This window comes from Microbacterium sp. NPDC055903 (assembly GCF_053615555.1).
In genome coordinates this window covers 1,774,525-1,795,039 of record NZ_JBSHCA010000001.1, presented here as the reverse complement: position 1 = coordinate 1,795,039, position 20,515 = coordinate 1,774,525, and the positions used below count along the sequence as shown (strand labels likewise).

At 68.3% G+C, this 20,515-nt stretch carries 19 protein-coding genes; 12 read left to right on the top strand and 7 right to left on the bottom strand.

Features of this window, described 5'->3' with window-relative positions; all coding sequences use genetic code 11:
• Nucleotides 1-87: 87 nt before the first annotated feature.
• Entirely contained in the window at nt 88-564 is a 477-nt protein-coding gene (locus tag ACWGJP_RS08230) for a MarR family winged helix-turn-helix transcriptional regulator (protein ID WP_452329270.1), read from the top strand.
• A 65-nt stretch (nt 565-629) separates the two neighbouring features.
• Nucleotides 630-1,424 carry an SDR family oxidoreductase gene (locus tag ACWGJP_RS08225; protein WP_452329269.1) on the top strand — a complete coding sequence of 265 codons (795 nt, stop codon included), beginning with the start codon at nt 630-632 and terminating at the stop codon, nt 1,422-1,424.
• Between the two features lie 211 nt (nt 1,425-1,635).
• Here ACWGJP_RS08225 and ACWGJP_RS08220 read toward each other — a convergent pair whose 3' ends face one another.
• Entirely contained in the window at nt 1,636-4,164 is a 2,529-nt protein-coding gene (locus ACWGJP_RS08220; RefSeq protein WP_452329268.1) for an ATP-dependent Clp protease ATP-binding subunit, read from the bottom strand.
• A 238-nt stretch (nt 4,165-4,402) separates the two neighbouring features.
• On the opposite strand from ACWGJP_RS08220, the gene ACWGJP_RS08215 reads away from it, so the two are divergent.
• Genes ACWGJP_RS08215 through ACWGJP_RS08200 form a run of 4 tightly spaced genes read left to right on the top strand, consistent with a single transcriptional unit; the run spans nt 4,403 to nt 6,607 of the window.
• Nucleotides 4,403-5,020, top strand: a complete 618-nt coding sequence (locus ACWGJP_RS08215; RefSeq protein WP_452329267.1) for a hypothetical protein — start codon at nt 4,403-4,405, stop codon at nt 5,018-5,020.
• Entirely contained in the window at nt 5,020-5,634 is a 615-nt protein-coding gene (locus tag ACWGJP_RS08210) for a hypothetical protein (RefSeq protein ID WP_452329266.1), read from the top strand. Before ACWGJP_RS08215 ends, ACWGJP_RS08210 begins: the two co-directional genes overlap by 1 nt.
• Complete coding sequence (locus tag ACWGJP_RS08205; protein WP_452329265.1) at nt 5,634-6,377, top strand: hypothetical protein; 744 nt, start codon at nt 5,634-5,636, stop codon at nt 6,375-6,377. The genes ACWGJP_RS08210 and ACWGJP_RS08205 overlap by 1 nt, the downstream gene beginning before the upstream one ends.
• Nucleotides 6,374-6,607, top strand: coding sequence for a helix-turn-helix domain-containing protein (locus tag ACWGJP_RS08200; protein WP_452329264.1), 234 nt, complete (start codon nt 6,374-6,376; stop codon nt 6,605-6,607). The genes ACWGJP_RS08205 and ACWGJP_RS08200 overlap by 4 nt, the downstream gene beginning before the upstream one ends.
• A gap of 129 nt (nt 6,608-6,736) precedes the next feature.
• Here ACWGJP_RS08200 and ACWGJP_RS08195 read toward each other — a convergent pair whose 3' ends face one another.
• The 4 genes from ACWGJP_RS08195 to ACWGJP_RS08180 are packed head-to-tail and all read right to left on the bottom strand — an operon-like array spanning nt 6,737 to nt 12,627.
• Entirely contained in the window at nt 6,737-7,804 is a 1,068-nt protein-coding gene (locus ACWGJP_RS08195) for a TY-Chap2 family putative peptide chaperone (RefSeq protein WP_452329263.1), read from the bottom strand.
• On the bottom strand, nt 7,801-10,353 hold the full coding sequence (locus tag ACWGJP_RS08190; RefSeq protein WP_452329262.1) for a restriction endonuclease: 2,553 nt from the start codon (nt 10,351-10,353) through the stop codon (nt 7,801-7,803). Before ACWGJP_RS08190 ends, ACWGJP_RS08195 begins: the two co-directional genes overlap by 4 nt.
• A complete protein-coding gene (locus tag ACWGJP_RS08185; protein WP_452329261.1) occupies nt 10,340-11,989 on the bottom strand; it encodes an Eco57I restriction-modification methylase domain-containing protein in 1,650 nt (549 codons plus the stop codon). The genes ACWGJP_RS08190 and ACWGJP_RS08185 overlap by 14 nt, the downstream gene beginning before the upstream one ends.
• Nucleotides 11,986-12,627, bottom strand: a complete 642-nt coding sequence (locus ACWGJP_RS08180) for an N-6 DNA methylase (RefSeq protein WP_452329260.1) — start codon at nt 12,625-12,627, stop codon at nt 11,986-11,988. The genes ACWGJP_RS08185 and ACWGJP_RS08180 overlap by 4 nt, the downstream gene beginning before the upstream one ends.
• Nucleotides 12,628-12,698: 71 nt before the next feature.
• Here ACWGJP_RS08180 and ACWGJP_RS08175 point away from each other — a divergent pair, with 71 nt between their 5' ends.
• The gene (locus ACWGJP_RS08175) at nt 12,699-12,965 is read left to right on the top strand and encodes a helix-turn-helix domain-containing protein (protein ID WP_452329259.1); all 267 of its coding nucleotides are present in this window, start codon (nt 12,699-12,701) and stop codon (nt 12,963-12,965) included.
• A gap of 31 nt (nt 12,966-12,996) precedes the next feature.
• Entirely contained in the window at nt 12,997-13,338 is a 342-nt protein-coding gene (locus ACWGJP_RS08170; protein WP_452329258.1) for a hypothetical protein, read from the top strand.
• A 32-nt stretch (nt 13,339-13,370) separates the two neighbouring features.
• Here the strand turns inward: ACWGJP_RS08170 and ACWGJP_RS08165 are convergent, their stop codons facing one another.
• Complete coding sequence (locus tag ACWGJP_RS08165; protein ID WP_452329257.1) at nt 13,371-15,134, bottom strand: cation:proton antiporter; 1,764 nt, start codon at nt 15,132-15,134, stop codon at nt 13,371-13,373.
• 53 nt (nt 15,135-15,187) lie between these two features.
• Here ACWGJP_RS08165 and ACWGJP_RS08160 point away from each other — a divergent pair, with 53 nt between their 5' ends.
• The 3 genes from ACWGJP_RS08160 (at nt 15,188) to ACWGJP_RS08150 (ending at nt 17,819) form a co-directional block, all read left to right on the top strand.
• Complete coding sequence (locus ACWGJP_RS08160) at nt 15,188-16,228, top strand: LLM class flavin-dependent oxidoreductase (RefSeq protein ID WP_452329256.1); 1,041 nt, start codon at nt 15,188-15,190, stop codon at nt 16,226-16,228.
• A gap of 159 nt (nt 16,229-16,387) precedes the next feature.
• Nucleotides 16,388-17,311 (top strand): endonuclease domain-containing protein, encoded by a 924-nt coding sequence (locus ACWGJP_RS08155; protein WP_452329255.1) that lies wholly within the window; start codon nt 16,388-16,390, stop codon nt 17,309-17,311.
• A 298-nt stretch (nt 17,312-17,609) separates the two neighbouring features.
• A complete protein-coding gene (locus tag ACWGJP_RS08150) occupies nt 17,610-17,819 on the top strand; it encodes a methyltransferase (protein ID WP_452329254.1) in 210 nt (69 codons plus the stop codon).
• Nucleotides 17,820-17,825: 6 nt separating this feature from the next.
• Here the strand turns inward: ACWGJP_RS08150 and pheA are convergent, their stop codons facing one another.
• Nucleotides 17,826-18,776, bottom strand: coding sequence for a prephenate dehydratase (pheA, locus tag ACWGJP_RS08145; RefSeq protein ID WP_452329253.1), 951 nt, complete (start codon nt 18,774-18,776; stop codon nt 17,826-17,828).
• A gap of 73 nt (nt 18,777-18,849) precedes the next feature.
• On the opposite strand from pheA, the gene pgm reads away from it, so the two are divergent.
• On the top strand, nt 18,850-20,493 hold the full coding sequence (gene pgm, locus ACWGJP_RS08140; protein WP_452329252.1) for a phosphoglucomutase (alpha-D-glucose-1,6-bisphosphate-dependent): 1,644 nt from the start codon (nt 18,850-18,852) through the stop codon (nt 20,491-20,493).
• Nucleotides 20,494-20,515: the final 22 nt, after the last annotated feature.

The following is a 20,515-nucleotide window of genomic DNA, read 5'->3' as shown; positions in this document are numbered from 1 at the left end:
ATCCACCTCCCGGGATCCGGCTCGGCAGACCCCGGAACATTCCGAAGACAGTTGCCTCAGGCAACTAAGGGGCGTAAGGTCGCGGACATGGGAACGCGTGATGCCCGGATGCTCGAAGCACTCACCCACCTCACGACGCGATGGAGCTCGGCCGGAACCCAGGCGGCGGTGGCCGCCGCCGCGCAGGTCGAGGTTGATCCGGTGGACATCCCGCCGCTCTATTTCCTCGGCCTCGAGGGCCCTGTCCGCGCGAGCGAGCTTGCCGCCGCGCTGCGGCTCAGCCGTCCGACGATGAGCAAGCAGCTCACGCGGCTCGAGCGCGCGGGCTTCATCGAGCGGAACGCGGACCCGGAGGATGCCAGGGCCATGATCATCACGCTGTCGGCGGCCGGCGCCGAGGTTCACCGTCGCCTCGTGGAGCAAGGCACCATCATGGTCGCCGCGGCCCTCGAGGGCTGGGACGCCGCCGAGGCCGAGGCCTTCGCGGCCCAGCTCACCCGGTTCGTGGGCGCCCTCAGCCGCGACCCGCTGCTCTCGGCCCCCGGGGACAGCACCCCTCGATGACTCAGGGCGCGCATCCGCGCCCGCTGAACGACGACCGCGATCGCGGTCGCAGAATGGAGAACACCATGGCACGCACCTATGTCGTCACCGGATCCGCATCCGGTATCGGCGCGACGACCGCACGGATCCTGCAGGAGCGCGGTGAGCGCGTGATCGGCATCGACCTCCGTGGCGCAGACGTCGAGGCCGACCTCTCGTCCCCGCAGGGCCGCCTCGATGCAGCCGCTGCCGCCATCGAGGCCGCCGGCGGCGCGATCGACGGCGTGATCGCCTGCGCGGGCATCTCGGCTCCCATCCCGAAGACGATCTCGGTGAACTACTTCGGCGTCACGGAGCTCCTCGAGGCTCTTCGGCCCGCGCTCGCAGCCTCGGATGCTCCGCGCGTCGCCGTCGTCTCGTCGATGGCCTCGCTGCAGGCGCATTCGGCGGAGATGGTCGAGGCCGCTCTGGCCGGCGACGAGGCCAAGGCGCTGGAGATCGCCGAGGGGCTCACCGCGCAGAGCGCTGAGCTGGGCTATCTCTCTTATCCCTCGTCCAAGCGCGCGCTCGCCCGGTGGGTGCGCCGCGCTTCGATCACGCCGGAGTGGGCCGGTGCGGGCATCCCGGTCAACGCCGTCGCCCCCGGCGTCGTCCTCACACCCATGACGGCGGACCTGGTCAGCACGCCCGAGGGGCGCGCACTGCTGGACGCATCCGTGCCGATGCCGCTGAACGGTCACCAGCCGCCGGAGTCGATCGCGCACCTGCTCATCTGGCTCACGAGCGTCGAGAACTCCCACATGGCCGGTCAGGTCATCTACGACGACGGCGGCGCGGACGCGACGCTGCGCGGCGACGACATCTGGTCCTGGAACGACTGACCTTCCGCCTGGCGGTTCCGTCGCCTCGGGCCGAATCCCGGGTGGATGCCTGCGGCACCGGCGCGTCGCACCACGACACGCCACCGTGCGCACGTGGCGCCCGGGACTCGGCCCGGCCGACCCCGCCCGGCCCGACCGTTCGGCGCATCGGCCGACACGCGAGTGGGACGAGAAAGGCCCGGATGCCGAAGCATCCGGGCCTTTCTTCAGGTCACTCTCCGCTGGCGACAGCCAAGTCTGGCGTCCCGGAGATGGCACCGCCGGTGTTGATTCCGACCGAGACCTTCTCGCCACGGGGGCCGGTCTCGAAGAGGAACTTCCCGTTCTCGGCATCCACCTTGACGTGGTCGCCGGCGTTCAGCTCGCCGTGCAGGATCTTCTCGGACAGCTGGTCCTCGATCTCCCGCTGCATCGCCCGGCGCAGCGGGCGGGCACCGAGTGCCGGGTCGAAGCCGACCTCGATGAGGCGCTCCTTGGCGGCCTGCGTGAGCTCCACCGTCATGTCGCGGTCGAGCAGACGCTCGCCGAGGCGCTTCACGAACAGGTCGACGATCTGGACGAGCTCGGTCTTCGACAGCTGCGGGAAGACGATGACGTCGTCGACGCGGTTGAGGAACTCGGGCTTGAAGTGGCGCTTGAGCTCCTCGTCGACCTTGCCCTTCATCCGCTCGTAGCTGGTCTGCGCGTTGCCCTCGATCTGGAATCCGACCGGGCCTCCGGCGATCGCGGACGAGCCGAGGTTGGTCGTCATGATGATGACCGTGTTCTTGAAGTCCACGATCCGACCCTGGCCGTCGGTGAGACGGCCTTCTTCGAGGATCTGCAGCAGCGAGTTGAAGATGTCGGGGTGAGCCTTCTCGATCTCGTCGAAGAGCACGACGGAGAACGGCTTGCGGCGCACCTTCTCGGTGAGCTGGCCGCCCTCTTCGAAGCCGACGAACCCTGGAGGGGCGCCGAACAGCCGCGAGACGGTGTGCTTCTCACCGAACTCGCTCATGTCGAGCGAGATGAGAGCGCCCTCGTCGTCGAAGAGGAACTCCGCGAGCGCCTTGGCGAGCTCGGTCTTTCCGACGCCGGTGGGGCCGGCGAAGATGAACGAGCCCGAGGGGCGCTTCGGGTCCTTGAGGCCGGCGCGCTGGCGGCGGATCGTGCGGGAGAGGGCCGCGATGGCCTCCTCCTGACCGATGACGCGCTGGTGCAGCGCCTTCTCCATGAAGACGAGCCGCGAGGACTCCTCCTCGGTGAGCTTGAACACCGGGATGCCGGTCGCCTGGGCGAGCACCTCGGCGATCAGACCCTCGTCGACGACCGCCTTGGTGGCGACGTCGCCCGAACGCCACTGCTTCTCGAGACGCAGTCGCTCAGCGAGCAGGCTCTTCTCCTCGTCGCGCAGCGACGCGGCCTTCTCGAAGTCCTGCTCCTCGGACGCCTGCTCCTTCTGCTCGCGCACGGCGGCGATCTTCTCGTCGAACTCGCGCAGCTCCGGCGGCGACGACAGAATGCTCAGACGCAGGCGGGCGCCCGCCTCGTCGATCAGGTCGATCGCCTTGTCGGGGAGGAAGCGGTCGGAGACGTAGCGGTCGGCGAGGTTCGCCGCCGCGACGATCGCGCCGTCCGTGATCTGCACCTTGTGGTGCGCCTCGTAGCGGTCGCGCAGGCCCTTCAGGATGTTGATGGCATGCGGCAGGCTCGGCTCGTTGACCTGCACCGGCTGGAAGCGGCGCTCGAGCGCAGCATCCTTCTCGAAGTGCTTGCGGTACTCGTCGAGCGTGGTCGCACCGATCGTCTGCAGCTCGCCACGGGCGAGCAGGGGCTTCAGGATGCTTGCCGCGTCGATCGCGCCCTCGGCGGCGCCCGCACCCACGAGGGTGTGGATCTCATCGATGAAGACGATGATGTCGCCGCGGGTGCGGATCTCCTTGGTGACCTTCTTGAGGCGCTCCTCGAAGTCACCGCGGTAGCGGGATCCGGCGATGAGCGAGCCGAGGTCGAGCGAGTAGAGCTGCTTGTCCTTCAGCGTCTCGGGAACATCGCCCTTGACGATGGCCTGGGCGAGGCCCTCGACGACGGCGGTCTTGCCGACGCCGGGCTCGCCGATCAGCACAGGGTTGTTCTTGGAGCGGCGGGAGAGGATCTGCATGACCCGCTCCGCTTCCTTCTCGCGCCCGATGACGGGGTCGAGCTTGTTGTCGCGCGCGGCCTGAGTCAGGTTGCGACCGAACTGGTCGAGCACCTGGGAGCCGCCCTGGTTGCCGGCGGGCGAGTCGTTGGTCTGCGCGCCGACGGCGGCCGGCTCACGACCTGGGGCGCCGGACAGCAGCTGGATGACCTGCTGGCGGACCTTGTTGAGGTCGGCGCCGAGCTTGACGAGCACCTGGGCGGCGACGCCCTCGCCCTCGCGGATGAGGCCGAGCAGGATGTGCTCGGTGCCGATGTAGTTGTGACCCAGCTGCAGCGCCTCGCGCAGGCTCAGCTCGAGCACCTTCTTGGCGCGCGGCGTGAAGGGGATGTGGCCGGTCGGCTGCTGCTGACCCTGGCCGATGATGTCCTGCACCTGCTCGCGCACGGCGTCGAGGGAGATCCCCAGGGACTCCAGGGCCTTCGCGGCGACACCCTCGCCCTCATGGATGAGGCCGAGCAGGATGTGCTCGGTGCCGATGTAGTTGTGATTGAGCATCTTCGCCTCTTCCTGGGCGAGGACGACCACACGACGGGCTCGGTCCGTGAATCTCTCGAACATGTTCACTCCTTGATTCGTTCCCCGTTGCCGTTCCTTCTCGAAAGACGCGGGGTCGAAGCGTTGATACATCGAGAGTAACCACGTGGCGGATGCCGTATGCCCGTGTTCGCCGTGGGCATAGGAGCCGGGCCATGCCATCTCCTCAGACGGTCGCACCGGCACCTCTTGACGGACATATCGACAGTCGTTATGTTAACGAACATCGATAACAACGAATATCGATAACCGGAGGAACAACATGACCATCTCCCGACCGTCGCGCAGCGACGGGATCGCCCTGGGGATCATCGCCACCGGGGCTGTGAGCGTCGCGGTGGCCGCGCTCATCGCGATCGGGCAGGCGGCGTTCGCGGTGTTCGCCGACGACGTCGAGGTGCGGATGCAAACGATCGGCGCTGCCCCCGTGGACATCGACGGCGGTGACGGACTCGTCAGCGCCGGGTACGCGACAGCAGATGTCGCGGTCGCCGCTGCACCGGCGGGCATCCGCTGGATGCTGCTGCTCGAGGTCGCCCTTCCCGCTCTCGCGACAGTCGGCGTCTGTGTCGTGGCGTATGCGCTCGGTGTCTCGCTGATGCGGGCCCGGCCGTTCCGCCGGGCGATGCCCGCTGCGCTCGCAACCGTCGCCTGCCTCGTCATCGTCGGCGGCGTCAGCGGTCAGCTCCTCGGCGCGATCGCGCGGGGGGCCATCGTGGAGCACCTCGAGACGGCCGGCGCCGGGGTGGCGGATCTCTTCCCGGCGTTCTCCCTCGACCTGGACCTCTCGCCGGTGGGCTGGGGTTTCGCGCTCGCACTCGTCGCCGGCGCCTTCTCGATCGGTCAACGTCTGCAGCGCGACACGGAAGGACTGGTGTGATGTTCGGCAAGGATCAGGCGACACGGGCGAAAGCGGATCGCAATGACCTCAACACCGCGATGGGCGTGGGGGCGCTCACGATCGGGCTCCTGCTCTACGACGGCATCCGACGCATCGCTGATCTGTTCGCGGTGCCCGGTGCAGTGACGGTCTCTACGCGCGTGCCGCAACAGGACGTCACCGTGGGCATCGGCGACGGTGCTGATGCGTTCGTCACGTCGGCGAACCTGGTCGTCGAGGACGTGAACGCTCTCAGCGTGGCATCGCTCGTGACCGCCGTCGTGGCGCATGCCGTCTTCCTCATCACGGTGGCGGTGCTGGGCGTCCTGCTGTGCCGGAGGCTCCTGCGAGGCGCAGTCTTCGACCGCGTCAACGCGAACCTCACCTTCGGCATGTCGATGGGCCTTCTCGCCGCCGCGCTCGTGGCGATGTGGTTCGAGAACATGGGCCTCAACGGCGTGTTCGCCGCTCTCGGCGGCGAGTTCGACGAGTTCCGCTGGGCGCTGCTCGCCGACCGCATCCCGCTGTTCGTCGCGGCGATCGCCGTCGGCGCTCTGGTGATCGTGTTCCGCCGCGGCGCAGAGCTGCAGAAGGATGCGGAGGGATTGGTCTGATGATCAGCTTCTCGGGAGGTCTTTGGGAATCGCTGGGGAGCATCGGCATCGCCCTGGCGGTCATAGCCGCGATCGTCGGCATGGTCGTGTGGCGCGGACGACGCCGAGGGAGCAGGACGATCGCCATCGATGCGGCGCTGACCGTGTCGAGCTGGTGGCTGCTGCTCTCGGCGCTCGGCGCGGTGTTCGTCATCGTCAAAGTGTTCGCGGTCGATTGGGCGGAGCTGAACGGAGCCACTTCCGTATGGATCCCGTGGTCGGATGCCTTGCCGTGCTCGGAGTTCGGGGCGGCGGGAGCGATCACGTGCCGCGACGAGAACCTCTCGGAATTCACGGTCGGCGGAGCATCTCTCGGTCTCCGCGCACTTGCCGGCGCCGCGCAGCTGTCGCAGCTCGCGTTCACGACCGCGCCTGCTGCGATGCTCGCCGTGATCTGCTTCCAGACGCTCCGCGGGCGGCCCTTCTCGAAGACCATCACGAAGGTGCTGACGATCGGCGCAGCCGGGGTGCTGCTGCTCGGGATCACTGCTGAACTCCTCGGATCCGTCGCCGCGACGGTGGCGTTGCGGGAGGTGTTCCCCGAGGATTCGGAGTGGTATCCGTGGGGCTTCCAGCTCACGGTGACGCCACTGCCCTTCGTCTGCGCCTTGGGCCTCGCCGCGCTGGCTGCGGTATTCCGCCAGGGACTCGCACTGCAGGCCGAGCGCGACCGTCTGCAGCGCGACACGGAGGGGTTGGTATGACGCCGGCGGAATCCGAGGACGAGTTCACGGGCATCCACTGCCGGTTGGACGAGCTGCTCGCCGCCCGGGGCATGACCCTCACCGAGCTGAGTGCGCGGGTGGGGGTCAGCATCGTGAACCTCTCGGTGCTGAAGAACGATCGGGCGCGCGCCATCCGCTACTCGACGCTGCGCGCGATCTGCGATGCCCTGGAGTGCGAAGTCGGGGAGTTGCTGGTCTTGGCGGAGTGATCCGCCGGGAAGCCGACGAGAGCCTGAACGGCATGCGTTTCTCGCTGGCGCATCGCCGACCCGATGGGATCGGTGTCGGGCCCTTGGCGCTGCTCGGAATGTGAGCGCCACCTGCGGGCGATCACGCTCTTACAGCCAGTCGGCCAGGAGTCTCGCTGCGGTACGACGGATGCTTCGATCGCTCTGGGCGTATGCCAGCATCAGGTCCACCGTCGGCTTTCCCTTGCGATGGACGCGGCCCTCGATCGACACGATCAGAACCGCTTCGCCGCCGCGCATGAGGCTCCAGAAATGGCTGTCCGGCTCACCGTAGATGCCCAGACGCGGCACCGATTGCGCCTCAGCGCCCACGCTCGCGAACCCCTCCAGCACTCCGGTGCGCGACGACGCGTCGCCGGACGAATCGTAGAAGGCCGAGCGGGCATCCCACCGCGTCTTGTCAAAGAAGGTGAGCTCGAGCGCCGCGGCGAGGAAGCGGTAAGCGAGGCTTCTGGGCGTGGCCTCTGGCGTTCGCGCGGGCGGATTCCAGCCCGCGGCGCGCTGCACATCCTCGGCCAGAGCGGCGATGCTCACGCCGTCGCCGGGCATCGGCCACTCGGTGTGGAATCCGGATCCATCGTGGATCTGGATGCTTCCCGCCCGATTGAGCATCGCACGCGGCGCGGTCGACGATGCATTCGGTGAGAGCTGCTGTGGATGCGCGATGCAGAGCACGTCATACGATCCACCGCCCGGGTGCATCTCGTAGGCCAGCAGCTCGGGATGCTGCCGCACGACGCGTGCCGCGAGTCGCCAGGACTGCAGGATCACCCATCTTCCGACATCCTGACCGGATGCCACCGGGCGCACCGTCGCACCACCAGCGGGTGCACGAACAGCAGACTGCAACGCGCTCTTCGCGTCATGCGCCTTCCGCGTCGAAGAGTATGCCTCCGCCAGATCCGGGACCGCGTCGAAGAGCACATCCGCGACGGCGAACTTCTGCCAGTTCGGCGAGGTCTCGACCTTGTGCCGCGCCCACTCCTCCAGGGGAGCGGAGGGCGGCCCACCGAACAGCGCAGCGGCCCCGCGGGGCTCGTAGTCCGCGAACGAGGCCGGGTAGTACGGCAGAGCATCCATGCCATCGATGGACCACGCGCCCACCGGTTCGAGCGAGCCGTACGGCACGACCCGCGCCCGATGAATGACGATGATCACCCCTCCACCGCCACCACGGTGTCGTAGAGCCCGTACGTGCGAAGCCCCTCGTGCGATTCGATCCCCGTGTAGGACAGCGAGGCGTCCTCGTACCGGCGGAACGCGAAGACGGCCTGATTCATGTGACCGGCGTTGAAGACGCCGAGACCGACGAGCAGGTTGAAGTCGTCGACCGTGAGACCGGTGACGGTCTGGAAGAGGTCGGGCTCGATCTTGGTGATCACGTCGTACAGCGTGTTCTCGCGGTAGTCGGTGAGGTACATGAAGGCCGGGATCCGAGTCGCGAACTTGATCAGCTTCTCCTGGATCTGCTTGCGCGCGGACTTGTACTCCTTCTCCTCGGCGGACAGCTGCTTCTTCTCCGCCTGGGTGATGTCGTCGCCCTTCTCCTTCTTGGTCTTCGACACCGCCTCGCTCTTGTTCACCACCGTCTCGAACACACTCGCGCCCAGGGCGCGGAACCCTTCGATGTTCATGACGGCCTGCATCGCCGCCTCGGAATCCATGATCTTCTTCAGCGTCAGGTTGTCGACGTTCACGAGCATCGCCGATTCCCACCGACGGGCGAGCAGCGTCGCCGAGGTGCCGGCCATCGCGTGATCGAGGATCTCCGCCGCGCTGATCGGCATCATGTGCATGCCGTCGTAGGCGAGCACGGGGAGGAACTCGACCAGATCGGACACGGCGTGCTCCGGGTTCCTCGCCCGGGGGTCGAGCCCGATCCCGTACTCGCTGATCTGGCGCAGCGCTCGCGTGGGCGCGAAATCGAACACGAAGCAGACCGGCTTGAGGATCGCCTCCCGCGAAGGATCGTCGCCCTCCGGATTGCGGATCACCCACGGCGACTGCACCCGGAACGCGGCCTGGAAATAGGTCTCCGGCGACTGCAGGTTGCGGAGCATCAGGATCGACGACCACTGCGGCACCGTCACCCCGGTGGTCAGCTTGCCGACGGTCAGGGTGATGGTCTTCGTGTCGTGGCCTCCGCCGATCGCCTCCCGCACGGGAGGGAGCGCGGCGAGGCCCACACCGATGCCCGGTGCGGAGACGTTGATGACGGCGTAGTCGTGCCAGAACGCGTTCTGCGGCTCCGCCAGCAGATTCGCCATCGCCGCACACGAGGAGGTGCGCGGCAGCATCCACAGCGAATGCTGCAGGTACGGGAGCAGCCGGACGTCGGAGTACGGGAAGGGCGGACGCTCACCGGCCTTGAGCGCGTCGACCTGCGTCGACGCGTAAGCACCCCGGATGATGTCGAGCCAGCTCTGCACGTGCCCCTTGTGCACGAACTCGGCATCCGGCCCCGTGCCCCGCGCCTCGAAGAACGCGTTCAGGTCGAACTCGTCGAACTCGCCCTGACTCGCGATCGCCAGCAGCTCGTCGGGCATCTGGTAGGTCAGCAGCCGCATCTCCGGCAGCGCCGCGTAGGGATTCGGTTCGTCCGGATGCTCCGCGCTGAAGGCGGCCTTCGCCCGCTGCTCGTCGGAGTAGGTCCAGTTGAAGATCTGCTCCTCGATGAAGCGCCCCTCGTTCAGCACCTTGAACGGGGTGCCAGAGAGATAGAGGTACGCCGAGGCCTTGATCGGCACGAAGGCGTCCTCGTCGAGGCCCTGTTCTTCGCGCTCCTCGGCGAACTTCTCCAGATCCGCGCCGAACTCGTCATCCGTCGCCGTCTTCCTGGCCCTGTCGTCCTCGCCTTCGAAGAGCTCCTTGGCGGCATCGCGCCACGCACCGAAGTGGTACTCATCGAAGACGACGAGGTCCCAGCTCAGCTCGGTGAGCCAGGCGTGCTTGGCTTTGAAGTTGCCTGCCGCGTCACGGCCCATCAGGTCCTGGAAGGAGCCGAAGAACACGAGCGGATTCTCCGGGTCGACCTCCGCCGGATCGCCGCCGGTCGTCTTGGAGATGTACTGCCAGCCGTCGAAATCGACGTGCGACGCCAGATCCGTCTCCCAGGCGTCCTCCACGGCGGGCTTGAACGTCACGACGAGGATGCGCTTCACCGCGAGCTTCTTCGCCAACTGGTAGGTCGTGAAAGTCTTCCCGAAACGCATCTTGGCGTTCCAGAGGAACTCGGGCGCCGCACCGGAGTCCTCCGCCCAGATCGAGTGGAAGTACTCGTACGTCTTGTCGACCGCGGCCTGCTGCTCGGCGCGCGGCGGGAACGTGGAGTGGTGGGTCCCGGCGAGCTTCTGCCCGGTGCGCAGCTCGGTGATCGCGGTGCGGACATCGTCTGCCGTGCAGCGGATCCACTCGCGACTCGACTCGAACACCACGTTCTCGAAGCCCTTGGCGATGAGCCGGTCGCGGACATCGCGATCGGTGAAGACACCGCCATCGACGCGCTCGGCGGGCTCATCGACCTCGAGCACATAGTCGACGCGTGCCTGCCCCTGAGACTCCCGGATGCGGGTGTTCACGTCGCGCATCGTCTGGCCCACCTTCAGGCATCCCCGCCAGCGTTCCGCGACCTCGTCGGACGACCACGCGTAGATGCGCAGGCGGGCATCCGGCTTCGGCGGGAGCAGCTCCGCCTCAGGCCTGGACATCGTCGAGCTCCATGGGCCGGACCATGCTCTCGATGAAGGCGATCTCCTCATCCGAGATGCCGTACTTCTCGTAGAGCTGCTCATCGGTCCACGGCCGCGAGAAGTCCTGCAGCGGGACGAAGCCGTACACCGGCCTGGTGGCGTGCTGGGTGGGCTTGCGCAGCAGCACGAGGAAGCGCACGAAGCGGGTGGCGAGATAGGAGCACACGTTGCGCGCCTCCTCCTCGCTCGAGAAGGGGCCGACCGTGAGGTAGGTCTCGGAGCTCACCGTGCCCGGCCCGGCGACGAAGGGCTTGGAGAGGATCTGGTGGGGGAAGCCGTCACCCGCGCCGTACGCGTACGAGAGCATGACCTTCCACTCGTCGATCAGCGCCCGCCCCGCTGTGATCTCGGTGCGATCGATGTAGCCGCGCCCGCCGTTGCGGAAGACCTCGACATCGCCCTTCTTACGGTCCGAACGCCCGCGGAAGGAGGTGGCGAGACCGTACGGCTTCCTCGCGCTGACCAGGCCGGCGAAGCCGGGGCTGTCGGAATCGGATGCGGCGACACCGACCTTGCGCAGGATCTCGACGCCCTCGTTGTAGCGGATGAACACATCCGATCCGGGCTCCAGGAGCGGTCGGATGCTGCGTGAAACGATCTCGGCGCCGACGTGCGTGACGACCTCGACGGGTCCTGGGTTGTCGCGCTCCCAGGCGAAATAGCAGACGCCGCCCTTGATCTCGGTGCCGGGGAAGACGTCCCCCGAGTCGGGGAAGTCCACGATCGTGCGCAGGCGGTCGTCGCCGAGCATCCCGGCGCGGAACTCGTCCAGCCCCTTGCCGCCGGCGAACCAGCGGGCCGGCACCACCATGAGCAGCATCCGCGGGTCGAGCCGCTTCGCCTGCTCCACGAAGAGGTGATAGATCGGCGCCGCACTCGCGGAGTGCCCGCCGTCGGCGAGCTGATAGGGCGGGTTGCCGATGATGACGTCGAACTGCATGTCTGCTCCGAACAGCTCGGCGATGCGAGCCTCGATGGTCTCGGTGTGGATGAACGCGTAGGCGTGCGTCTCGAGGACGTCGTCTCTGGCGTACGCCTCTTCTGACGCGCCGCAGAACGAACACCGCCTCCCGGTCACCGTGGGAGCCCCCTCGGCGTCGAGGAGATCGTGTCGTCGCCTGCCGCCCGTCCAGCTGTGCTCGGTGCGCTCGAACCAGATGTTGCCCGCCTCGCTGTCGAAGCTCCGCGCGATCGAGTGCTCTCCCGTGGCGTCCTTCGAGCAGTAGACGCTCCGGCGGGCGAGCAGGGTCGTGAGCCGCGTGACCCCGATGCCGAAGACCTGACGGGTGAGGATGTGATCGACCCGCTCCGCGAGGTCGGGGATCTGCTCGGCGAGCCCGTGCGTGAGCCGACGGGTGATCTCGCGGAGGAACACGCCCGACTTCGTGAACGGGTCGAGGAACGTCACCGTCGGGTCGGACCAGATCGAGGCGCCGTCGTTCGCCTCGGCCCAGGCGAGCTCGAGAGTGTCGAGCATCCGATCGGCGAACTCGGGAGGCGTGAACACCTCATCGTTGGAGAGGTTGGCGATGCAGGTGAGGACGTCCGGATTGTGCCTGCGCAGGGCGAAGGACGCCTGGATGGCGGCACTCATGCGGCGAGCTCGCTGATCGTCATCGGCGGATACGTCCTGGCCGGGGTGAAGATGTCGTGCTCGTCGAAGTGCGAGAACAGCCCCTCGGATGCCGCGGAGCGCTGAGTGAGGCTGTCGTACCGGAAGTCGCGGCGCTGGAACCTGCCGCGGCCGAGGTACCCCCACTCGGGGAAGGTGATCGCCTCGCCCATCGACGTGGTCATCGCGAGCGCATCGCCCTGCACGATGTTGGCCTCGAGGACGAAGGCGCCTGCCCTCGCGGCCTCCGCATCGGATTTCAGATACCGGGTGAAAGTACCCAGGAGGTTCTGCCGGCACTCGAGCGTGTTGTCCGGCAGCAGCTCTACCCCGTAGATGCACATCAGCGCGAAGAGCGCGTAGTTGCGCTTCTCGAAGGCGCTGCCGCCGTGCCTGGCCTGCACGGCGGCGAGCTTGCGCTCGAGCACCGGCACGAGGAAGTTGCCCGAGCCGCAGGCCGGCTCGAGGAAGCGGGAGTCGATGCGCCCCGCCTCGGTTTCGACGAGGTCGAGCATGTCTCCGACCAGCCATCGCGGCGTGAAGACTTCACCATGGTCGGCCACGCGCCTGCGCGAGCGGACCAGCCTCTCGGGCCCCGCAGCATCCCCATTCGAACTCACAAGCCAGAGTGTACAAGTACCCGGGGACACTCACCCTGGTGTAGAAGACCGGGCGCGACAAGGCTGGTCTGATGCCTCGCACCCCGTCCGCCGCCGCTGCCCTCATCGGCAGCCGGATCACGGCGGAACGTCAGCGGCGCGGCTTGACCCAGGACCAGTTGGCCGTCCTCAGCGACATCGATTCGTCGAACATCCGCAGCTACGAGGCCGGCCGTTCGATGCTCAGCGTCCACACCCTCGTGCGCATTAGCGAGGCGCTCAAGGTGCCGCCGGGCAAGCTCATCGCGGGCCTCACGACAGACATGTTCGTCCCGCGGCTGGAGCGCAAGGCGGGCTGACGTCGGCCCGCGAACGGGCTACCGTTGATGCATGACCATCGACCGGAACGTTCGCACCCGCCTCGCCGCAGCCCTGCCGGCGGCCGTGCTGGCCCTGTCTCTCGCCGCCTGCGGCGCGCCCGCCGCCGAGCGTCCGACGTCCGACGAGCTGAGCGAGGGCATCGCCGCGATCCTCGAGGACGGCGGACAGGGCGGGATCCTCACCGACGAGCAGATCACCTGCGTCGCCGATGAGCTGATCGCCTCCGATGTCACGGACCAGGATCTCGCGAACCTCGCCGCCGGTCAGGATCAGCAGACCTCGCAGGAGGCCTACGACCTCGTGAAGACCGAGATGGCGGCAGCCGTCGCGACGTGCAGCACCGCGGAGTGACCTCGATCACGTCTCTCGTGTGCTGACCCCGCTCACCTCGTCTGGGGCTTGGTGGCCCCCCGCGTGTCCATGGCGAGCTCCTCGGCATCCATCGCCGTGATGAGCTCGCGCATGAGTTCCTCGTCGAGGTTTCCCGCATCGCGCTCCTCCAGCAGGATCTCCCGCCGCACGTGCAGCCACCCCTTCGAGAGCGCGACGAGGTCCTCGTAGGACGGGCGGGACACCGCATCCTCCGCCTCCTGCGCCTCATCGGTGTCCTTCTCGACGCGCGTCATCCGCTTCGCGAAGGCGTCGAAGAGCGGAAGGTCGGCGGGGCCGTGCGCGGCCTCCCATTCCGCCCGCTGCTGCGCGAGGTAGGCCTTGCCCGCCTCCCGGCTCTTCTCGCGGACTGCGGCGAGCGCTTTGGCATCCTCTTCGTGGTCGATATCGCTCGCGACCCCGAGCCGGGTGATGAGCGCGGGCAGCGTCAGCCCCTGCAGCAGAAGCGTCGCCACCGTGACGACGAAGGCCACGACGACGATCGCATGGGACGCCTCGGCGTCCAGGGTGGCCAGGTCGGCGGCGGCGAGCGCCGTCGCGAGCGTCACGACCCCCCGCATGCCAGCCCAGGAGATGACGGCGTTGTCCTTCCAGTCCAGCGCCGGCTCTGTCAGGCGGGCACGGATCTGCTCGGCGGTCGGTTCCTCCCGGCGTCCCCGCGCTGCGCGTTCAGGATGCTTCTGCGCGAAGCGCGCGCTGCGCGCCTCGGCGATCTCGCGACGCCTCTCCCACTCGCCGCTGCGCAGTGACCGCTCCCATCGGGCGAGCCGTCGCCGCTCCCACATCCTCACCCACGCGCTCGCAGGGTAGATGTACAGCGGGCGCACGACGATCACCACGAGCAGCACGACGCCCGCGAGCATGAGCACCTCCGCAACCGACTCGCTCCCGAGATCGCTCAGCACACGCGGCAGCTGCAGGCCGATGTAGGCGAAGACGAAGCTCTCCAGCAGCAGATCGGCCGACAGCCACAGCGGCCGCTCCTGCTGCCTCGTCGTGTAATCGGTGCGCGGTGCGTTGTAGCCGACGAAGAGCCCCATCGCGACGACGGCGAGCACCCCTGAGCCGCCGATGTGCTCGCTGATCGCGTACGCGCCGAACGGCACGAGCAGGCCGAAGGTGCCGATCACGGTCGCATCGCTCACCCGCATCCGGAGCTGATGCAGGAGGATGCCGAAGACGAGGCCGATCCCCACGCCGAAAGCGACCGCGACGAGGAACTGCCAGACGCCGTCGCCGATGCCGAGCGTCGCCCCGGCCAGGATCGCGGCGAACACGCGGTAGAGCGTCAGCGAGGTGGCGTCGTTGATGAGGCTCTCTCCCGACAGCACGGTCATCACCCGGCGAGGCAGGCCAAGCCTGCGTCCGATCGCGGCGGCCGAGACGGCATCCGGCGGTGCGACGATCGCACCGAGCAGGAGAGCGCCGATGAGCCCGAGGTCGGGATAGACCCACCATGCGACGAGTCCGACGGCGAGCGCGGTGATGAGGACGAGCCAGATGCCGAGGCGCCTGATCTGCGGGAGGCTGCGCTTGAATCCGACGAAGGAGACGTCGAGAGCGGCGGAATAGAGCAGCGGAGGGAGCACGAGGTTCAGGAGCAGGTGCCCGTCGATCTCGAGCTCGGGGAGGAAGGGCAGGAAGGATGCCGCGAGCGCCACCACGGTCACCAGGAGCGGCGCAGGCCACCCCCGCCATCGCGCGACCGCCGCGACGGCGACCGACCCGACGAGCACGTAGAAGATCTCGGCATCCATGACAAAAGGCTACTCAGGGAATGCGACGTCGGGCGGCCGGGTTGGCACTGAGGATGTCTTCTCCTGCGCTTTCCGTCCTCGATCTCGTCCCCGTCCGCACCGGTCAGACCAGCGCCCAGGCCATCGCGGCCTCGCTCGCTCTTGCACAGACCGCCGATCGGCTGGGCTACCGCCGATACTGGTTCGCGGAGCACCACAACATGCCCGCTGTGGCATCCACCACCCCGCCCGTGCTCATCGCGGCTGCGGCGACGAGGACGTCGTCCATCCGGCTCGGCTCCGGCGGCGTGATGCTCCCCAACCACGCTCCCTTGATCGTCGCCGAGCAGTTCGCCGCACTCGAGGCGATCGCCCCGGGGCGCATCGACCTCGGGCTCGGACGGGCCCCGGGAAGCGACCCCGTGATCACCCAGCTGCTGCGCGGATCGGGCACGACCAGCGATGTCGAGCAGTTCCCCCGCCATGTTCAGGACATCACGCTGCTGATGGGCGCTCAGGGCGCGACGGTGCAGTTCACCTCCGGCGGCGAGTATGCGGTGCACTCGACGCCGGCCGCGACCGGCGCACCGGAGGTCTGGCTGCTCGGATCCAGCGACTACTCGGCGCAGCTCGCCGCCGCACAGGGGCTGCCCTACGTGTTCGCGAACCACTTCTCCGGTCAGGGGCTGGAGCGCGCCATCGACCTGTACCGCTCCGGCTACCAGCCCAGCGAGGCGCACCCGGAGCCGCGCACCTTCCTGACCGTGAACGCGGTGGCCGCGCCCACGCAGGAGGAGGCGGAGGCGAGGGCCTTGCCGCAGCTGCGGATGATGGCGAGGCTTCGGCTGAACAAGCCGCTCGTCGCGCTGGAGACGGTCGAGCAGTCACTCGCCGCGGCATCGGATGCGGCGACCGACCAGGTGGTCGAGGCGGCGCGGTCGCGGTGGTTCGTGGGCACGGGGGCATCCGTGGCCGCAGAGACGCGCGCCTTCGCCGAGCGCCACGGCGTGGACGAGGTCATGCTCTCGCCTGTCGCCGGCGCCTACGAGGCAGAGCCCATGGATGCGTCCCCCGGACGGGCGCAGACGCTCGAGCTCGTCGCCGCCGCGCTGTAGCGCCTCGCAGTCCGTGGTGCTAGCGATGCTCCAAGGCGGGATCGAATAAGCACCTCCAGGGCCCGTCGCCGGGGCGTCTTCGATCCCGCATGTTCTCCACAAGGGTGGATTCATCCACAATTCCCGGGAACTCCGTCGGCTCGGCGTCAAGATGCGTGGATGCGGCATCGAATCAGCCTCCCTGAGTCCCTCGGCCCGCGGTTCTCCGTGCGCGAGGCGGCCGATCGCGGCATCGCTCGGAGACGCACCGAGGCGCGCGACCTCCACCGCCCCTTCCACGGCGTCCGCTCCACGGTTGCCGGATCGACCTTCCGTGACCGGGTGCTCGACTATCTGCCGCGGCTCCGCGCGCGGCAGAGCTTCGGAGGCCGCACCGCGGCGCGCCTGTGGGGCCTGCCGCATCCGAAGAGATGGAGCCCTTCCGAAGATCTCGTCATCGTCGTCGACCCTTCGATGACGCCACCCCGAACGAGGGGCGTCGAGGGACGGCGGCTGCGGAGCGCGCGTTATCGGAGATGGAACGTCGGCGAGGCTCCCGTGGTCGATCCGGTCGCCGCCGTGTTCATGTGCGCAGCCGATCTCACGAGAGATCAATTGACGATCATGCTGGACGCCATCCTCAGCGCAGCGCCGAACTACCCGGGCCTCCTCGCAGGCCGACCGAACGTCTCGCCGGACGAGATCCGTCTGCGCCTCGACGAATGGGGGCGGTTCGCCGGATGCCGCCGCGTCCGCGACGCGCTCGACCGCGCGCGCGAGGGCGTCGAATCGCCCAAAGAGACGACGACACGCCTCGCGCTCATCGATGCGGGACTTCCCGAGCCTGCGGTGCAGCACCAGGTCACGACCGAAGGGCGCTTCGTGGCACGCGTCGATCTCGCCTATGTCGACGCGAAGATCGCGATCGAGTACGAGGGAGACGGCCACCGCACGAGCAAGGAGCAGTGGCGCACGGACATCGCACGACAGCGCGAACTGGAGCGGCTCGGCTGGATCGTCATCCGGATCACCGAACAGGATCTCACGCACGGCGCGCTCCCCCTCGTCTCGGCGGTCACCGCTGCACTCGCTGCCCGAGGCTGACTTGCTCGCCCCCATCGTTCGAGATCGAAAAACCACGGCGCCCCGCTGTTCTCGGTGCACTTTCCATCCCGCACCACACGCGCCACCAGGTGCAAGATCACAAGCACCCCGGGCGTTCCGGGGGAGATCGAAAAGCCCCCCCCGCAACGCTCGCTCCGGTGCATTTTGCATCCGATATGGGTGAACGCAGGGCGAGGACCGGTGCGGGTACGGGACGGGTTCGGCGAGGCGCGCCCGACAAGGGTGGCGCCCGGCGCCGCGGAGGCGTAGCGTCGGCATCGTCGGAAGGAGCTCAGCGATGAGCATCACGAAGAGCCGCGGCCTGTGGGTCGCGTATGGGGCGAACGGCATCACGGGGAGCATCCGCCACGATGAGGACGGCTACGTCGTCGTCATGGCCGGAGCGGATGCCGAGACCGGCACCTACCCCAGCCTGGAAGCGGCGAAGGGTTCGCTGCACTCGCACATGACGCCGGGCAGCGCCTGGCCGAGGTACGAGCAGCACTGAGCCGGCTCAGGCCTCCGGCTCGCCGGACAGCAGGCCCCGCAGCCAGTCGCGCGCCTCGATGAAGATGTCGTCGGCGTAGCGGTCGGGGTAGTGCACGACCTGGCGGTCGGCCCGCGGATACGAACCGAGGAACACGACCCTCGGGCTGAAGCGGCGGATGCCGAGCAGGGCATCGGCCATCCGCTCGTCCTCCACGTGGCCATCCGCGTCGATGACGAACCGGTACCGGCCCAGCTCGTCTCCGATCGGGCGCGACTCGATCAGCGACAGGTTGATGCCGCGCGTCGAGAACTGCTCGAGCATCTCCAGCAGCGAACCGGGGCGGTCGTGAGGCAGCTCGACGATGAGCGAGGTCTTGTCGGCGCCGGTCGGCGGCGGCGGCGTGGTGGTGCGCGTGACGAGCACGAACCGGGTCACCGCGTTGTCGTTGTCGCCGATCTCGCTCGCCAGCACCTCGACGTCGTGGTGCTGGACGATCCCCGGGGCGGCGATGGCCGCCTGCGCGGGGAGAGTGCCGTCCAGCATCCCGATCGCACTGGCGACGTTGCTCGCTGCAGGGACGTGCGAGTGCTGCGGGAGGTTCTCACCCAGCCAGCGATGGCACTGCGCATAGGCGACGGGATGCGCGGCGATGACGCGCACATCCTCGATCGCCGTTCCCCGCGGGGCGACGAGGACGAAGTTCACCTTCACGAGGTACTCGCCGACGATCCGAAGGCCGGGGAGCACGGCGAGCGCATCCTGCGTCGTGGAGACGCCGCCCTCGACCGAGTTCTCGATCGCGATCATCGCCGCATGGCTGCGCCCCTCGAGCACGTCCGCGAGCGCCTCGCCGACGTTGTGCACCGCGCGCCATTCCTGGCCTCTCGCCTCGGCGACCTGATCGAGCGCCGCCTCCGTGAAGGTGCCGGCCGGGCCGAGATAGCTGTAGGTGCGCCGTTCAGTCACGCGTTTCACCTTAGCCCTCCGGCACACGACGCCGCGCGTCGCGAAGATGCGCTCGACACCGGATCGGAGGCAGACTGTCTACATGACGAGCCGTGCCGGCCTCCCCGCGGAGGACACAGACCTCATCGACGTCGACGAGCTGATCGCCGCCTACTACGATCGCCACCCGGATCCCGCAGACCCGGCCCAGCGCGTCGTCTTCGGCACGAGCGGGCACCGGGGATCCGCGCTGTCGGGCAGCTTCAACGAGGACCACATCCTCGCCACCACGCAGGCGATCGTCGAGTACCGTGCCGCGCAGGGCATCACCGGCCCGCTCTTCCTCGGACGCGACACGCATGCGCTGTCGTTGCCCGCCGAGCGCACCGCGATCGAGGTCCTCGTCGCGAACGGCGTGGATGTGCGCGTGGACGCCCGCGACTCGTGGGTTCCCACGCCGGCCCTCAGCCACGCGATCCTGACGTACAACCGCTCCCTCGCGCCGAATGCGGCGGGCAGGGCGGATGGGATCGTCGTCACCCCCTCGCACAACCCCCCGCGCGACGGCGGATTCAAGTACAACCCGCCGCACGGCGGCCCCGCGGACACGGATGCCACGGGCTGGATCGCCGCGCGGGCGAACGAGCTGCTCGAAGCGGGCCTTGACGGGGTGAAGAGCGAGAGCTTCGCAGACATCGACTGGGACGGCCTCACCGGCTACGACTTCCGGGACGCCTACGTGCGGGATCTGCCGAGCATCATCGACATCGACGCGATCAGGCGCGCGGGTGTTCGCATCGGCGCCGACCCGCTGGGCGGAGCATCCGTGGACTACTGGGCGCTCATCGCCGAGGTGCACGGCCTCGACCTCACCGTCGTCAATCCGGAGGTCGACCCCACCTGGCGGTTCATGACGCTGGACTGGGACGAGAAGATCCGGATGGACCCGTCCTCGCCGTCCGCCATGGCATCGCTCGTCGCGAAGAAGGGCGACTTCGATGTGCTGACGGGCAACGACGCGGACGCCGACCGACATGGCATCGTCACCCCCGACGCCGGGCTGATGAACCCGAACCACTACCTCGCCGTCGCGATCGACTACCTGTTCTCGCACCGCGAGCAGTGGCCGAGGGATGCCGCGATCGGCAAGACGCTCGTGTCGTCCATGATCATCGACCGGGTCGCGGAGTCGCTCGGACGGCGCCTGCTCGAGGTGCCGGTGGGCTTCAAGTGGTTCGTCCCCGGCCTGCTCGACGGCTCGGTCGCCTTCGGCGGCGAGGAATCGGCCGGCGCCTCGTTCCTGCGCAAGGACGGCTCGGTCTGGTCCACCGACAAGGACGGGATCCTGCTGTGCCTGCTCGCCGCCGAGATCATCGCCGTCACGGGGAAGACCCCCTCCGAGCGGTACGCCGAACTGGAGGAGGCCTTCGGCGCATCCGCCTACCAGCGCGTGGATGCTCCCGCGACTCCGGCCCAGAAGGCGACGCTCGGCAAGCTGGCTCCGGATGCCGTCACGGCATCGTCGCTGGCGGGCGAGGAGATCACCGCGAGGCTGTCGCACGCCCCTGGCAACGGCGCCGCCATCGGCGGGCTCAAGGTGCAGACCGAGCACGCCTGGTTCGCGGCGCGCCCCTCCGGTACGGAGGACGTCTACAAGCTCTATGCCGAGAGCCTGCTCGGTGCGGAGCACCTCGCGCAGGTGCAGGAGGAGGCCCGCGCCGTCGTCGCGGCGGCGCTCGGAGGCTGACGCTCGACAGCGCAGCGCTTCG

Coding starts and splice junctions, on each gene's coding strand:
- ACWGJP_RS08175 (WP_452329259.1), top strand. CDS start 12,699: ATGCCTCGCACCCCGTCCGCCGCCGCTGCCCTCATCGGCAGCCGGATC.
- ACWGJP_RS08225 (WP_452329269.1), top strand. CDS start 630: ATGGCACGCACCTATGTCGTCACCGGATCCGCATCCGGTATCGGCGCG.
- ACWGJP_RS08185 (WP_452329261.1), bottom strand. CDS start 11,989: ATGAGTGCCGCCATCCAGGCGTCCTTCGCCCTGCGCAGGCACAATCCG.
- pgm (WP_452329252.1), top strand. CDS start 18,850: ATGACGAGCCGTGCCGGCCTCCCCGCGGAGGACACAGACCTCATCGAC.
- ACWGJP_RS08205 (WP_452329265.1), top strand. CDS start 5,634: ATGATCAGCTTCTCGGGAGGTCTTTGGGAATCGCTGGGGAGCATCGGC.
- ACWGJP_RS08220 (WP_452329268.1), bottom strand. CDS start 4,164: ATGTTCGAGAGATTCACGGACCGAGCCCGTCGTGTGGTCGTCCTCGCC.
- ACWGJP_RS08170 (WP_452329258.1), top strand. CDS start 12,997: ATGACCATCGACCGGAACGTTCGCACCCGCCTCGCCGCAGCCCTGCCG.
- ACWGJP_RS08165 (WP_452329257.1), bottom strand. CDS start 15,134: ATGGATGCCGAGATCTTCTACGTGCTCGTCGGGTCGGTCGCCGTCGCG.
- ACWGJP_RS08155 (WP_452329255.1), top strand. CDS start 16,388: ATGCGGCATCGAATCAGCCTCCCTGAGTCCCTCGGCCCGCGGTTCTCC.
- ACWGJP_RS08200 (WP_452329264.1), top strand. CDS start 6,374: ATGACGCCGGCGGAATCCGAGGACGAGTTCACGGGCATCCACTGCCGG.
- ACWGJP_RS08215 (WP_452329267.1), top strand. CDS start 4,403: ATGACCATCTCCCGACCGTCGCGCAGCGACGGGATCGCCCTGGGGATC.
- ACWGJP_RS08160 (WP_452329256.1), top strand. CDS start 15,188: ATGTCTTCTCCTGCGCTTTCCGTCCTCGATCTCGTCCCCGTCCGCACC.
- ACWGJP_RS08230 (WP_452329270.1), top strand. CDS start 88: ATGGGAACGCGTGATGCCCGGATGCTCGAAGCACTCACCCACCTCACG.
- ACWGJP_RS08190 (WP_452329262.1), bottom strand. CDS start 10,353: ATGTCCAGGCCTGAGGCGGAGCTGCTCCCGCCGAAGCCGGATGCCCGC.
- ACWGJP_RS08210 (WP_452329266.1), top strand. CDS start 5,020: ATGTTCGGCAAGGATCAGGCGACACGGGCGAAAGCGGATCGCAATGAC.
- ACWGJP_RS08150 (WP_452329254.1), top strand. CDS start 17,610: ATGAGCATCACGAAGAGCCGCGGCCTGTGGGTCGCGTATGGGGCGAAC.